This is a genomic window from Pseudomonas saxonica (assembly GCF_007858365.1).
In the GTDB taxonomy this organism is placed as follows: domain Bacteria; phylum Pseudomonadota; class Gammaproteobacteria; order Pseudomonadales; family Pseudomonadaceae; genus Aquipseudomonas; species Aquipseudomonas saxonica.
The window spans coordinates 200,211-213,811 of record NZ_VFIO01000005.1; the positions used below are offsets into that span (position 1 = coordinate 200,211).

At 58.1% G+C, this 13,601-nt stretch carries 12 protein-coding genes; 3 read left to right on the forward strand and 9 right to left on the reverse strand.

Annotated features, from left to right (window positions below; genetic code table 11):
- Window positions 1–99: 99 nt before the first annotated feature.
- Window positions 100–1,878 carry an acyl-CoA dehydrogenase C-terminal domain-containing protein gene (locus FJD38_RS14840; protein ID WP_146385970.1) on the forward strand — a complete coding sequence of 593 codons (1,779 nt, stop codon included), beginning with the start codon at window positions 100–102 and terminating at the stop codon, window positions 1,876–1,878.
- 295 nt (window positions 1,879–2,173) lie between these two features.
- Here the strand turns inward: FJD38_RS14840 and FJD38_RS14845 are convergent, their stop codons facing one another.
- Window positions 2,174–3,073 (reverse strand): LysR family transcriptional regulator, encoded by a 900-nt coding sequence (locus tag FJD38_RS14845; protein ID WP_122784143.1) that lies wholly within the window; start codon window positions 3,071–3,073, stop codon window positions 2,174–2,176.
- A 228-nt stretch (window positions 3,074–3,301) separates the two neighbouring features.
- Here FJD38_RS14845 and FJD38_RS14850 point away from each other — a divergent pair, with 228 nt between their 5' ends.
- Together FJD38_RS14850 and FJD38_RS14855 are read left to right on the forward strand one after the other, a co-directional pair.
- Window positions 3,302–4,585, forward strand: a complete 1,284-nt coding sequence (locus FJD38_RS14850) for an aspartate aminotransferase family protein (RefSeq protein WP_146385972.1) — start codon at window positions 3,302–3,304, stop codon at window positions 4,583–4,585.
- A 185-nt stretch (window positions 4,586–4,770) separates the two neighbouring features.
- Complete coding sequence (locus FJD38_RS14855; RefSeq protein ID WP_122784145.1) at window positions 4,771–4,929, forward strand: YqaE/Pmp3 family membrane protein; 159 nt, start codon at window positions 4,771–4,773, stop codon at window positions 4,927–4,929.
- Between the two features lie 18 nt (window positions 4,930–4,947).
- Here the strand turns inward: FJD38_RS14855 and FJD38_RS14860 are convergent, their stop codons facing one another.
- From FJD38_RS14860 to FJD38_RS14895, 8 genes are all read right to left on the reverse strand, one after another.
- On the reverse strand, window positions 4,948–6,777 hold the full coding sequence (locus FJD38_RS14860) for a S9 family peptidase (RefSeq protein WP_146385974.1): 1,830 nt from the start codon (window positions 6,775–6,777) through the stop codon (window positions 4,948–4,950).
- Entirely contained in the window at window positions 6,743–7,879 is a 1,137-nt protein-coding gene (gene pqqE / locus FJD38_RS14865) for a pyrroloquinoline quinone biosynthesis protein PqqE (protein ID WP_167654274.1), read from the reverse strand. The genes FJD38_RS14860 and pqqE overlap by 35 nt, the downstream gene beginning before the upstream one ends.
- Before the next feature lie 7 nt (window positions 7,880–7,886).
- Window positions 7,887–8,162 (reverse strand): pyrroloquinoline quinone biosynthesis peptide chaperone PqqD, encoded by a 276-nt coding sequence (gene pqqD, locus FJD38_RS14870; protein ID WP_122784148.1) that lies wholly within the window; start codon window positions 8,160–8,162, stop codon window positions 7,887–7,889.
- Window positions 8,159–8,911 carry a pyrroloquinoline-quinone synthase PqqC gene (gene pqqC / locus FJD38_RS14875; RefSeq protein WP_122784149.1) on the reverse strand — a complete coding sequence of 251 codons (753 nt, stop codon included), beginning with the start codon at window positions 8,909–8,911 and terminating at the stop codon, window positions 8,159–8,161. The genes pqqD and pqqC overlap by 4 nt, the downstream gene beginning before the upstream one ends.
- A gap of 173 nt (window positions 8,912–9,084) precedes the next feature.
- Window positions 9,085–9,996 (reverse strand): pyrroloquinoline quinone biosynthesis protein PqqB, encoded by a 912-nt coding sequence (gene pqqB, locus FJD38_RS14880; protein ID WP_146385976.1) that lies wholly within the window; start codon window positions 9,994–9,996, stop codon window positions 9,085–9,087.
- Window positions 9,997–10,091: 95 nt separating this feature from the next.
- On the reverse strand, window positions 10,092–10,166 hold the full coding sequence (gene pqqA, locus FJD38_RS14885; RefSeq protein ID WP_003444522.1) for a pyrroloquinoline quinone precursor peptide PqqA: 75 nt from the start codon (window positions 10,164–10,166) through the stop codon (window positions 10,092–10,094).
- A 153-nt stretch (window positions 10,167–10,319) separates the two neighbouring features.
- Window positions 10,320–12,752, reverse strand: a complete 2,433-nt coding sequence (pqqF, locus tag FJD38_RS14890; protein ID WP_146385978.1) for a pyrroloquinoline quinone biosynthesis protein PqqF — start codon at window positions 12,750–12,752, stop codon at window positions 10,320–10,322.
- 38 nt (window positions 12,753–12,790) lie between these two features.
- Window positions 12,791–13,588 carry a carbon-nitrogen hydrolase family protein gene (locus FJD38_RS14895; RefSeq protein WP_122784152.1) on the reverse strand — a complete coding sequence of 266 codons (798 nt, stop codon included), beginning with the start codon at window positions 13,586–13,588 and terminating at the stop codon, window positions 12,791–12,793.
- Between the last annotated feature and the right edge of the window lie 13 nt (window positions 13,589–13,601).

Sequence of the window (13,601 nt, forward strand, 5' to 3'; positions counted from 1 at the left end):
GGCTTGACCCTATGTATCGCTATCGTCGTTAAGCTAGACTGCTACCTTCGCACAACGGTCCGTTTAGGGCTTTACCGTTTAACTATCACGAGGTTTGCCATGGCTGATTACAAAGCGCCCCTGCGCGATATGCGCTTCGTCCTCAATGAAGTCTTTGAGGTTGCTTCTCTTTGGGCGCAACTGCCTGCATTGGCAGAGTCTGTTGATGCTGAAACGGTAGAAGCCATTCTTGAAGAAGCAGGCAAGGTAACGGCCAAAAGCATTGCACCCTTGAGCCGCAGTGGGGACGAAGAAGGCTGTCATTGGCAAGACACCGTGGTCACAACGCCTGCCGGTTTTGTCGACGCGTATAGAACCTACGCCGAAGGCGGTTGGGTGGGGGTGGGCGGTAACCCTGAGTTCGGCGGCATGGGCATGCCCAAGTCGGTATCGGCCCAAGTCGAAGAAATGATTAATTCCTCCAGCCTGGCATTCGGCTTGTATCCGATGCTGACCTCCGGCGCGTGCGTGTCGATCAATGCCCACGCCAGCGAAGAATTAAAAGCGACTTACTTGCCGAACATGTACTCAGGCGAATGGGCAGGCTCCATGTGCCTGACTGAGCCTCATGCCGGTACTGATCTGGGGATCATCCGCACCAAGGCTGAGCCGCAGGCAGACGGTTCTTATAAAGTCAGCGGCACCAAGATTTTTATCACCGGTGGCGAACACGATCTCACCGAAAACATCATCCACCTGGTGCTGGCCAAACTGCCAGATGCCCCGGCAGGCCCGAAAGGCATTTCGTTGTTTCTGGTGCCCAAGTTCATGGTGAATGCCGATGGCAGCCTGGGTGCGCGTAACACGGTCACCTGTGGCTCTATCGAACACAAGATGGGGATTCAGGCCTCGGCAACGTGTGTGATGAACTTCGACGAAGCGGTGGGTTATCTGGTCGGCGAGCCTAACCGTGGTTTGGCGGCGATGTTCACCATGATGAACTACGAACGTCTGGGCGTTGGCATTCAGGGGCTGGCCTCGGGTGAGCGTTCGTATCAGAACGCCGTGGAATACGCCCGCGACCGGTTGCAAGGTCGCGCAGCAACCGGCGCTCAAGCCAAAGACAAAGTGGCTGACCCGATCATTGTCCACGCCGATGTGCGTCGCATGTTGCTGACCATGAAAGCCAGCAACGAAGGCGGTCGTGCCTTTTCGACCTATGTGGCCAACCAACTGGATATCGCCAAGTTCAGTGAAGACCCGGCGGCGCGTGAGCGCGCGGATGCGCTGGTGGCGTTATTGACGCCGGTGGCCAAGGCTTTCCTGACGGACCTTGGTCTGGAAACAACGGTGCATGGCCAGCAAATCTTTGGTGGGCATGGCTATATTCGCGAATGGGGCCAGGAACAATTGGTGCGCGATGTGCGCATCACGCAAATCTACGAAGGCACCAACGGTATTCAGGCGCTGGATCTGGTCGGTCGCAAGGTTGTGGCCAATGGCGGGGCTTATTACCGTTTATTTGCCGACGAAATTCGTCAGTTTATCGCCTCGTCCCACAGCGACTTGAGCGAGTTCACCCAACCCTTGGCCTCAGCTCTGGACACACTTGACGCCTTGACAGCCTGGGTACTGGATCGCTCGGGAAACAACCCGAATGAAATCGGTGCAGCTTCGGTTGAGTACCTGCACGTTTTTGGTTACACCGCGTATGCCTACATGTGGGCAATGATGGCGAAAGCTGCAGTGGGCAAAGAGTCCGATGGGGATTTTTACGTCAGCAAGCTGGGTACTGCGCGTTTCTACTTCGCCCGTTTGCTGCCGCGTATTCACTCCTTGAGTGCTTCAGTAAGGGCTGGCAGCGAGTCGCTTTATCTGTTGGATGAATCACATTTTTAAAATGTTTACCACAATGTAAGCATTTGCTTACATTACGCACTGCCAATCTCCCATATCCCCAGATTGGATCCACAGGTAATCTGATTGCCATGGACGTAGAGCAGGAAGCTCAAAGAAACAACACGGACACGTAGGATTCTGCCAGGACGGCGGAGTGAAATGGATGTCAGGGAAACAGTCTGTAAAACCCCGCCTCGGCGGGGTTTTCTTTTTTGCGCGCCAGAAATATCTGCCGAAGCGGCGACAAGGTCGTCGTAAAACCGGTGTGCGCAATTAGGACGGCCCTAAGCAGCGCCTACAACACACCTTCTTTGTCATGCATCACGTCTTCAAGCAGTGTGCGCAGTAGCCCCAGTGTGGCTTGCTGGCGTTGCACATCGCGACACACCAGCCCTACCGTCAGCGGTACACGCGGCTCACTCAGGGGTTTCCAGAGGAGTGCCTGGTTATCATGTTCATGACGAGAGCGGCCCGGTAGCACTGTAGCCAGCTTGGTGTGCGGCAAACTTTCGAGAATCCCCGCCATTGTGTTCAATTCAGCCTGCACCTGGGGGCGACGGCCTAAGCTGGCCAATTGGTTTTTCCAGATTTGTCGCACCTGGAACTCTTCCCCCAACAACAGCATTGGCAGCTCTGCAGCCTGTGTCACAGACACCTTCTTGAATTCACGCAGTGGATGATCAGCCGGTATCACCAATTGCAGTTCGTCTTCATACAACACCAAGCCGTGCAGTCCGCCCTGACGGGGCGGCAGGTAGCTGATGCCTATATCCAGCGTGCCATTGAGCAGGCGTCGTTCAATCTCGATGCCGGTCAGCTCGTAAATCTGCACCACTAAATGAGGCTGGGCCTTGCGTACCCGTTCCAGCATCTGTGGCACCAAACTGGTGTGCACGGTTTGCAAGACGCCAATCGCCAGGGTGCGCAACGCCTGACCCCGGAAATTGCTGAGCGCTTCTTTGGTTCGTTGCAAACCGTCGAGCAGTGGCAACGCGTGGTTGTACAGCGTGTGGGCCGCAAGGGTCGGCAGCAGGCGCTTACTGCTGCGCTCAAACAGGCTGACATCAAGGTTATGTTCGAGTTGGCGGATCTGCTGGGACAGGGCTGGCTGCGAGATTGAAAGGCGTTCGGCAGCACGGCCTACGTGGCCTTCTTCATAGACCGCGACGAAATAACGCAGTTGCTTGAAATCCATAAGTAATACTTATCGAAAATGCTTAAAAATCGAAATGGCTGAAAAGGCCGTTGCCCCCTAGTCTACGCCCATTGCGCTGGGCTGATCGAGCCGAATGGTCTGATATCCAAGACCTGAAACAGGTTCTTTTACATAGGCGCAGCTGAAAACCCGTTAGAGGTTAAAGGCTCCTGCTAGAACCAGGACAGTTGCATATTAACTCTGCTTATGGTCACAAGGTCTGCGTGCATGAACCTGTTTAACCTGCGTCGTCAAACGTCCAGTCTTGATCAACTGGCGGCTGTTGCTGTGCGTCCACCAGAAAGCACCTCTATGCCAGTCAACTATCTGATGCCCAGCGTAGAGCGCCCGGCGCAGGTCTTTGTGCGCGGTCAGGGCTCCTGGATGTGGGACAGCGACAGCCGCGCCTATCTCGACTTCACGCAGGGTGGTGCGGTGAACAGTCTGGGGCACAGTCCCGCGGTGTTGATCAAGGCGATGGCCGATCAGACACAGTCGTTGATGAACCCGGGAGCCGGTTTTTATAACCGTGCCATGTTGACCTTGGCCCAGCGCCTGTGTGAAAGCACGGGCAGCGATCAGGTGCATTTTCTGAACACAGGGGCTGAAGCCAACGAAGGCGCGATCAAGCTGGCGCGTAAGTGGGGCCAGCTGCATCGCGGTGGCGCTCATCGCATCATCACGGCAACCCGCAGCTGCCACGGCCGCAGTTTTGGCGCGATGTCGGCTTCTGGCAGCGGCACGTTCGATAACCGTTTCGAGCCGCAACTGCCGGGCTTTATCAATGTGCCGTTCAATGACTTGCCCGCGTTGCATGCGGCGGTTGATGCGCAGACCGTGGCGATCATGCTGGAGCCTGTGCAGAGTGAAGCCGGGGTGATTCCTGCCACCGAGCATTACCTCAAGGGCGTAGAGCGGCTCTGTCGAGAATTGGGCATCTTGCTGATTCTCGATGAAGTACAAACCGGTATGGGTCGTTGCGGCACCCTGCTGGCGGAGCAAAATTACGGCGTACGAGCCGATATTGTGACCTTGGGCAAAGGCTTGGGCGGCGGCGTGCCATTGGCGGCATTGCTGGCGCGAGGCAAGGCGTGTTGCCTGGAGCCGGGTGAGTTGGGCGGCACCCATCATGGCAATGCCTTGATGACCGCCGCCGGGGTTGCCGTGCTCGACACGCTGCTGGAAAAGAACTTCCTGCAAGACGTTCGCGAAGCCGGTCATCACCTGCGTGAAGGACTGGGTCGCCTGGCCAATAGTTATGCACAGGGTGAACTGCGCGGCCAAGGTTTGCTCTGGGGTTTGACCCTGTCAGACAACTCGGCAGATGCCGTGGTCAAGGCGGCCTTGTATGAGGGCTTGCTGATCACCGCTCCGCAGCCTGACTGCTTGCGTTTTACGCCTGCGCTGTGCGTCAGCAAAGGCAATATTGACGAGATGCTGCTGCGTCTGGCCCGGGCCTTTGCCCGCGTTCGCACTGCGCAATTGCAGTGCCGTCGAGGGGTTGCGGTCTGATCGCACCCACTCCACAGAATTTAACGAACCGTCTCGCGGTATCCCGCGCGCCCCATGCCTGTTTCTTTCGGCATGGGGCGTTTTTTTTGCCTGGGGATAAGTTGGCACTGAACCTTTTAACCGCGCCCGGAGTCGACTAACGGTCGGGCTTGAATGAGCCCACTTTATTTTGGGGAGCTGAAAATATGGACTTTATAAGAATCATCATCGCCATCCTGCTTCCACCACTGGGTGTGTTTCTACAAGTGGGTTTCGCCGGTGCATTCTGGCTGAATATTCTGTTGACCCTCTGTGGTTATATCCCGGGCGTTGTGCACGCGGTTTACATCATCGCTAAACGATAAGACCGCCTGCGGCAGCGGCTACCGGTTTTGCATGACATTGCAATAAAACAACCATTCCTGCTCCAGCGCGTGAGCCTGATTACTGGCCTTTCGAAAGCCGTGGCGTTCGTCCGGGTAGTAATGCGCTTGAGCCGGAATGCCGTTGTCTTGCAGTGCCTTGACCATGTCGCGGGTCTGCTGCGGCACAACCACTGCGTCCAACTCACCTTGAAAGAAAATCACCGGCACGCGGATTTTATCGGCGTGTAGCAAAGGCGTGCGGGCTGCATAACGTTCGGCGTCGCGTTGCGGGTCGCCGATCAGCCAGTCCAGGTAATCGCCTTCGAACTTATGGGTAGCCCTGGCCAAAGCAACAGGGTCACTGACGCCGTAAAGGCTGGCCCCTGCACGGAACACGTTCTTGAATGCCAAGGCGCACAAGGTGGTGTATCCCCCCGCGCTACCCCCGCGAATAAAGGCGTTGCTGGCATCAATCAAACCCTGCGCTGCGAGATGACTGACAACGGCGCAAGCGTCTTCTACATCCACTTCGCCCCATTTCAGGTGCAACGCTTGGCGATAGGCGCGGCCATAACCGGTGCTGCCGCGATAGTTCAGATCGGCCACGGCAAAGCCGCGCTGCGTCCAGTACTGAATACGTGGGTCGAGCATCGGGTAGCAGGCCGAGGTAGGGCCGCCGTGTATAAACACCACCAGCGGCGGCGCACCCTGTACGTTCATTGCCGGGTAGAAAAAGCCGTGTGCCTCGCCGCCCGCAGAAGGGTAATGCAGGGTTTGCGGGTAGCTGATCTGATCGGCAGGCAGAGGCGCAACGCCGCCGGCCAGAACGCTCATGTGTTTGTCGCTGCGACGAATGGCGATGACGGCCGAGGGGCTGATGGGCGATGCAGCAATGCAATAGATGAACGTTTCATCCAGCGCCAGGCTACGGAAGCGGCTGTACTCTCCCGTGAAGTCTTCAACGGTACCGTCGGCTAAACGCAGACCCAGGTGTCCGAATCCGGCTTCTGTCCAACTGGCCAGATAGCTCTGCTCGCCCAGCGGTAACCAGGTGCTGGCCCCTAATTGCCAAGGTGCAGGCGCATGATCGGCGGCGCTGGCGGGGGCAGGAACAAGCCCTTCGCCGGACTCAGCCCAAGGCTGCCAGAAGCCCGCCCGGTCGGTAAGGCTATGCAGACGATTGTGTTCGTCAAAGCGTGGCTGTTGCAGCGACTCTTCGCTTAAGTCGCCCGCGATACAGTGAGCGGCATTCCACTGACCGTCGATTTGCCCTTCGGCCAGCATCAGGCGTGTGGCGGTCCAGGGCTGGTGCGGTCGGCTCCATTCGATCCAGGCCAGACGCTGACCGTCCGGGCTCAAGGTTGGCGCTGCGTAGAAGTCAGCGCCCTCGGCCAGTACCTGACGCTCAAGGGTACTGGCATGAATGCTGACCAGCCGGTGCTGATCGGCCTGTTCTTCGACCGCCATTACCCGTCCGTCAGACCATTGCACATCGCCATAGCGGCACGTCCCCGTGGTCAGCGCCTGTGGTGCGCTGCCATCGAGTGCCTGACGATACAGTTGCTGATCGGCCTCATTGACGAACACCACACCGTCATCGCTCAGGCAGAAGGCGCCGCCGCCATATTCGTACACTCGGCTGCGCACGCTGAAGCCCGCAGGCGTCAGGCAGTGGGCCTGGCCATCGCTCCAGTGCCAGAGGCGGCAAGCCGCGTCCTGGGGCCGGTATTCATTCCAGAACAGGCCAGCAGAGCCGACCCGCAACTCGGCGAAATCGATCCCCGCGGCGACGGCGAGTGCGGCGCTGAAAGGTTCAGCCTTTGGCGATGAGACGGGAGTTTCGTTCATTTCGGAAGGCCAGTTGTTCGATGGTCTGAGTGGCGTGCTCAGCTTCTTCGCGCGCCTTGAGAATCAGGTCATGCTGTGGCGACTTGCTGCACACAGGGTCTGCGTTACTGGCATCGCCCGTGAGCATAAAGGCCTGACAACGACAGCCGCCGAAGTCTTTTTCTTTTTCGTCACACGAGCGGCAAGGCTCGGGCATCCAGTCATAACCGCGAAAACGGTTGAAGCCAAACGAGTCGTACCAAATGTGCTGCATGCTGTGGTCGCGCACGTTGGGGAACTCGACCGGCATTTGCCGTGCGCCGTGGCACGGCAGCGCTGTGCCGTCAGGGGTGACTGTCAAAAAGATACTGCCCCAGCCGTTCATGCAGGCTTTTGGGCGTTCTTCGTAATAGTCAGGGGTGACAAATATCAGCTTGCAGGGATGCCCTTCGGCTTCAAGTTTGGCCCGGTATTCGTTAGTGATGCGCTCGGCCCGGACAAGCTGTTCTTTGGTCGGCAGCAAGCCGACGCGGTTCAGCTGTGCCCAGCCGTAGAACTGGCAGGTGGCAAGTTCCACGAAGTCGGCTTCAAGGGCGATGCACAGCTCGATGATGCGGTCGATCTTGTCGATATTGTGCCGATGGGTCACAAAGTTCAGCACCATCGGATAGCCGTGGGCTTTGACGGCGCGGGCCATTTCGAGCTTTTGCGCGAAGGCTTTTTTTGAGCCGGCCAGCAGGTTATTGACCTGCTCGTCGCTGGCTTGGAAGCTGATTTGGATATGGTCCAGCCCGGCTTTTTTGAAATCGCTGATTTTTTGCTCGGTGAGGCCAATGCCCGAGGTAATCAGGTTGGTGTAGAAACCCAGTTTGCGGGCTTCTGCGATCAATTCGGCCAAGTCCTGGCGCACCAGGGGTTCGCCGCCGGAGAAGCCCAACTGCGCTGCGCCCATTTCCCGGGCTTCGCGAAACACCTTGATCCACTGTTCAGTCGTCAGCTCTTTGCCTTGCTGGGCAAAGTCCAGCGGGTTGGAACAGTACGGGCATTGCAGCGGGCAGCGATACGTCAGCTCGGCCAGCAGCCACAGCGGCAGACCCACTTCGGGTTTGGGTGGCAGCGCCATCGGGCTCTCAGGCAAGTTCGATCCAGTGCTCTGCACGAGCGACCTCCATAAATTGCTCGATGTCTGCGCCGAGCTCGGGTACGCCGGGGAACTGTTTGTCCAGTTCGCCGATGACAGCGGCAACGTCGCGCTGGCCATCAATCAGTCCACCGATCAAGGCTGCGCTGTCGTTGAGTTTGATCATGCCTTCGGGGTATAGCAGCACGTGGCCTTTTTGCGCTGGCTCGTATTGAAAGCGGTAGCCGGGGCGCCAGGTCGGGATTTTGCTGCGATCGAAGCTCATAGGGTGATTCCTTTGTGCCAGACACGTTGGTCGGTCACGCTGTGATAAGGCGGGCGATCCAGCTCGTAGGCCATGGTCATGGCATCGAGCATGCTCCACAAAATGTCCAGTTTGAATTGGAGAATTTCCAGCATGCGCTGCTGGCCTTCGTAGGTGGTGTAGTGCTGCAAAGTGATCGCCAGACCATGTTCGACGTCGCGGCGGGCTTGGCCCAGACGCGTGCGGAAATACTCATAACCGGCCGGATCGATCCACGGGTAATGCTGCGGCCAGCTGTCCAGTCGTGACTGGTGAATCTGCGGCGCGAACATTTCGGTGAGCGAGCTGCTGGCGGCTTCTTCCCAGGTGGCGCGACGGGCGAAGTTGACGTAGGCGTCCACCGCAAAACGAACGCCCGGCAGGACCAGTTCCTGAGAGCGCAGTTGATCCGGGTCCAGGCCAACGGCTTGCCCCAATCGCAGCCAGGCTTCGATGCCGCCGTCTTCACCGGGAGCGCCGTCGTGGTCGATCATGCGTTGAATCCACTCGCGGCGCACTTCCCGGTCAGGGCAGTTGGCGAGGATGGCGGCGTCTTTAAGCGGGATGTTGACCTGATAGTAATAGCGGTTGGCGACCCAGCCCTGAATCTGCTCGCGGGTCGCACGGCCTTCATACATCGCCACCTGATACGGGTGATAGATGTGGTAATACGCGCCTTTTGCGCGCAGGGCTGCTTCGAATTCGGCGGTGGAGAGTGGGGCTTGGGTCATGGTGCCTCCAAATTAATTGGTTTTGCCTTCGTAGCAGCTGCCGAAGGCTGCGTTGGGCGGCAAAGCCGTCCTGAAATCAGACCGCGCGGTTTATCAGTTAAACCCGGATATGCCTTTCTACGATTGCTTCGCAACCGGACGCAGCCTGCGGCAGCTGCTACGAATCGTTTTGTTTACAGCTCGATGCTCATGCCATCAAAGGCGACTTCAACACCCCGGCGGGCCAGTTCGGCGCGCTCGGCAGAGTCTTCATCGAGGATCGGGTTGGTGTTGTTGATATGAATCAGCACCTTGCGCTGCTCAGGCAATTGTTCGAGCACTTCGAGCATGCCGCCGGGGCCGTTTTGGGCCAGATGACCCATTTCACGGCCAGTGCGTGTGCCAACGCCACGGCGCTGCATTTCATCGTCGTCCCACATCGTGCCGTCCACCAGCAGGCAATCGCTGCCGGCCATGATTTCCAGCAACGGCGCATCGACTTTGCCCAGGCCCGGTGCGTAGAACAGTTTGCCGCCGGTACGCAGGTCTTCAACGATCAGGCCGATGTTATCGCCCGGATGCGGGTCGAAGCGGTGCGGCGAGTACGGCGGCGCGGCGCTGCGCAAAGGCAACGGGCTGAAGCGCAGGTTCGGGCAGGCGGGGATGGTGAATGAGCCTTCCAGCTCAATACGGTGCCAGTTCAGGCCGCCGTTCCAGTGCTTGAGCATGTTGAACAGCGGGAAGCCGGTGCTGAGGTCTTCATGCACCATGTCGGTACACCACACATCGTGCGGGCATCCTTCTCGCAGGCTCAAAAGGCCGGTGGTGTGATCGATCTGGCTGTCCATCAAAATGATGGCGCTGATCCCGGTATCCCGTAGAGCGCGGCCCGGTTGCATCGGGGCAAAGCTCTGCAGTTGCGCACGGATGTCGGGCGAGGTGTTGCACAGTACCCAGTTGACGCCGTCATCGGAGATGGCAATCGATGACTGGGTGCGTGCCTTGGCGTTCAGCGTGCCATCGCGAAAACCCGCGCAGTTGACGCAGTTACAGTTCCACTGCGGGAAACCACCGCCAGCGGCGGAACCTAAAATCTGGACAAACATGGCGTGTTCTCTTGCAAATCTGGAAATAAAAACGCCCCGGCGAACCGAGGCGTTGGGTTGCTCTGCTCAGCTCTCTATGGAAGAGCCAAAACAGATCAACGGCTTGCGAAGTACATGGTGACTTCAAAGCCAATACGCAGGTCGGTGTAAGCAGGTTTAGTCCAAGCCATTTCGTGACTCCTTCAGCAGGTGGGTGAATGGGTGTCTCTTGATTAGTCCAGCTCCCGGAGGGGCTGTTCAAAAGCTTAGGTGGCTATGTTACTAAATTTGACGCTTTTTGAACGCCTGATGTGGAAGAAAGCTCATTGCAGGGTTGGTAACGATCAGCTTTTTCCTTGATAAAACGCTTCAGGCGCTGCTTGTGTTGCTAAACACAGCCAGCCATTTTCGGCTTGGGCAATGCGCTGTGCTGCAGACAGTGTAGTGGCCTGATCCAGCGTCATAAGCGCGTTGTAGAGGGCTGTCAGGTAATCCGACGGATGGCCGGCCAGCTTGGCGTGCCACAGTAGCTCTGCGGCCTGGAGCGCCCCCAGTGACGCGCTCGAAAATTGTTGTGCCAAGGAGGTGCGCGCCTGCGTGAAAGAAGTTTCATCCAGCGCGGTGATCAATGCCGGCAGTGCGGTGATAAATGCTTCGATGTGCGCATGGATTTCAGCCACCGAGGCGTGAGGTGATTGCACGCCGAACAGCAGGCCGGTTTGGCCGTTAATTTGCCGCAGACCGCTGAATACGGCATAGCCCAGTTGCAACTCAACTCGCAGTTGCTGATAGAACGGTGTTTGGGCCAGGTGCGCGAGCAACCGCCACGCGGCTTCGTCAGCCAGATGACCGATGGGGGCCGGGCAATACACCAACAGGGCCTGTTCGCTGGAGTCGCCGGGTTCGATGTGCCAAGTGTGCCGCCATGCTGGCGGCTCTGAATGCTGCGCCTTTGGCGTGCCAGGAACTTTGCTCAAGACACTTGTCATTACAGCTTGGGTCGATGCGGGCAAGGCGACGGCTAACCCTTCCCATTGCGCGGTTGCCCAGCACTGCTCAAGATCGCTGACCTTGGGCGCTGTACCCTGTTGATGAATCTCGGGCAGACGCTTAAGCAGGTTGCGAATGGGCATCAGGGTCGGCGTTGGTGCAGCGTCGTATGTACCCGGCGCGACGAGTGAGCGTAGAGCGTGCTCCAGAATGGTGGGCATAGGCGTGTGAAAGCCCTGCATTTTGAGCAGCAGGTGTGTCCCTGATGCGCTCAGCACCAACTCAACTCCCGCCTGGCGCGCATCCTGTTGCAGTGAGCGCAAACTGCTTTGCAGACGTACCAGCAGCACATCGTCCAATTGCCCCGGCAGGCTCCAGCGCAGATAAATCGACGCCTCTGTGTTGTGCGCAGCAATGGCTGAGCTAAAGCTCATGGCAGACGGGGCGCGTCGATCTCGCAACCGATCTTGAGCAAAGGTACGCAGGCCTCGATGCGCGCTGGTCTGCCCACGAATCAAGCCTGCGCTGACGGGTTCATCCGGCACCTTGAGAAACGGGTTCGGCGCTGGCAATTGCCAGTCGTGTGCTGACCCATGACGCGCTGTGGGTTGCATCTGTTGCAGTGCGCTTTTGAGTGCGGTGACGCCTTGATCCGACAACTGGAGAGTGTGTTGCTCTACGTCGCGGCGGGCCAGTTCCAATGCACCACTCACGGCTTGCTGACGCTGTTGCAGCCGATGGTATTCGTCGCGCAGGGTCGGCCATTCGGCTTGAGCACTGAAGAACGACAGCCAGTCGCAAAACGTGTCCCGAATGCTGGAAGCGTGTTCAGCAATGTCGCTGGCAGCAGTGAACTCGATTTGCAGCAGTGCCTGACTTTCGAACTGATAAACAGGACTGGCTTTGAGGGTGTCGATCAGGTGTTGCTGGCGTAACGCTGCGACGAGTCCGCCCGGTTTGTCGGCGTTGATCCAGTGGCAGAGAAACGCCAATGCCTGAGCCGATTCGGGCGGCAACGGGTCGAAGGCAAACATCAGGCTCAGGTGCTGCCCGTCAATGTGGTGATAGGCGTGTTCACCTGTGCTCATCAGGGCGGGCGGGGCGATCTGCGGTACAGCTTTGCCGGTGTGCAAGACGGCGCTGTAATGCTCGCCTAGTGCTTCAAGCTCCGTCACTGATTGCGGGCCAACCAAGCTAAGGGTCATTTGCCCGGTTTGGTAGAACTGCTGATAAAAATCCTGCAAGGCCTGCTGAAAGCTTGGGCGGGGGATCGGCAGGCTGTAACGATTACCGGCATGAAAAGCCCTGAGCGGGTGCGCCGGGTTCAGCGCTTGCAGCCGCGCCAGTTGGCGCTGGGCCGATGGCTCACGGGTCCAGGCGATAAACTCGGCGTGCAGCACTTCGCGTTCGCGCAGTTGCGTTTCTTTGTTCATGCTCGGGTGGGCGAGCATGTCGCACAAGCGTTCGAGGCCACCCGCAAAAGCGCTGGGCGGGAGTTCGAAAAAGAAGTCGGTATGGCGCTCGCTGGTTCTTGCATTGATTTGGCCGCCGTGACGCTGCACGTAGGCCATCAGATTGTCTTGGGCGGCAAAGCGCTCTGTACCGAGAAACAGCAGATGTTCCAGAAAGTGCGCCAGCCCAGGCCAAGCCGCGGGCACATCGTGGCTGCCTGCTGCTACGCGCAAAACGGCTGCGCAGCGATTGAGGCGCGGTTCTTGGCGCACAGAAAGGGTGAGACCGTTATTCAGGGTCAAACGTTGGGTGTGAGGGTGGTTCAGCGCAGGCATGGGCACTTCCGCAACAGAGAAGTACCTATGCTAGCGGATCAGCGCTTGGTCAGCTCGTTGTAAAGTTCAGGGCGACGGTCGGCCAGGTAAAAATTACCGTCTTTGGCATCGAGCAATTGCTGACTGTCCAGCGTGGCCACAATCAACATTTCTTCGTCGTTGGCCAGTGCGATCTGTACGCCATTAGGCGCTGCGATACTGCTATGGCCGCAGTACTGAATGTCGCCCTCGCGCCCACAATAGTTGGCATAGGCCACATAACACTGATTCTCGAAGGCGCGGCTGCGCACAGTGACATCTGCAATGAACTCGTAAGGCGCCATGTTGGCCGTGGGCACCACAATCAGCTCAGCACCCGCCAGGGCCAGACGGCGGGCGTTTTCCGGGAACTCAAGGTCATAACAAATCAGCAAGCCAAGCTTCCAGCCTTCCAGATCGAAGACCGGAAAGGCATCGGGCCCCTGGCTGAACATCAAGCGATCCAACTCACCGAAAAGATGCGTTTTGCGATAGTTGCACAGGCTTTGGCCCTGGGCATCAATCAGCTGCACGCTGTTGTAAATGTGCCCGTCCTCGGCGCGTTCGGGGTAACCGTAAACGATGGCCATGTTATTGGCTTTCGCCAATTCGGCAATCTGCTGTGCGGCGTCGCCGTCCTGCGCTTGCGCGAGTTCGGCGACGGCTTTGGCGCCGATGTTGTAGCCCGTTAGAAACATTTCGGGCAGGACCAGCAAGTCTACGTTGTCTTTGGCCTGCAAGACGATGGTGTGCAGTCGTTGCAGATTGCCCGCCACATCCAGTGGCAAAGGCGGGCATTGATAAAGCGCGACGCGCATAAAGTGCTCCTGC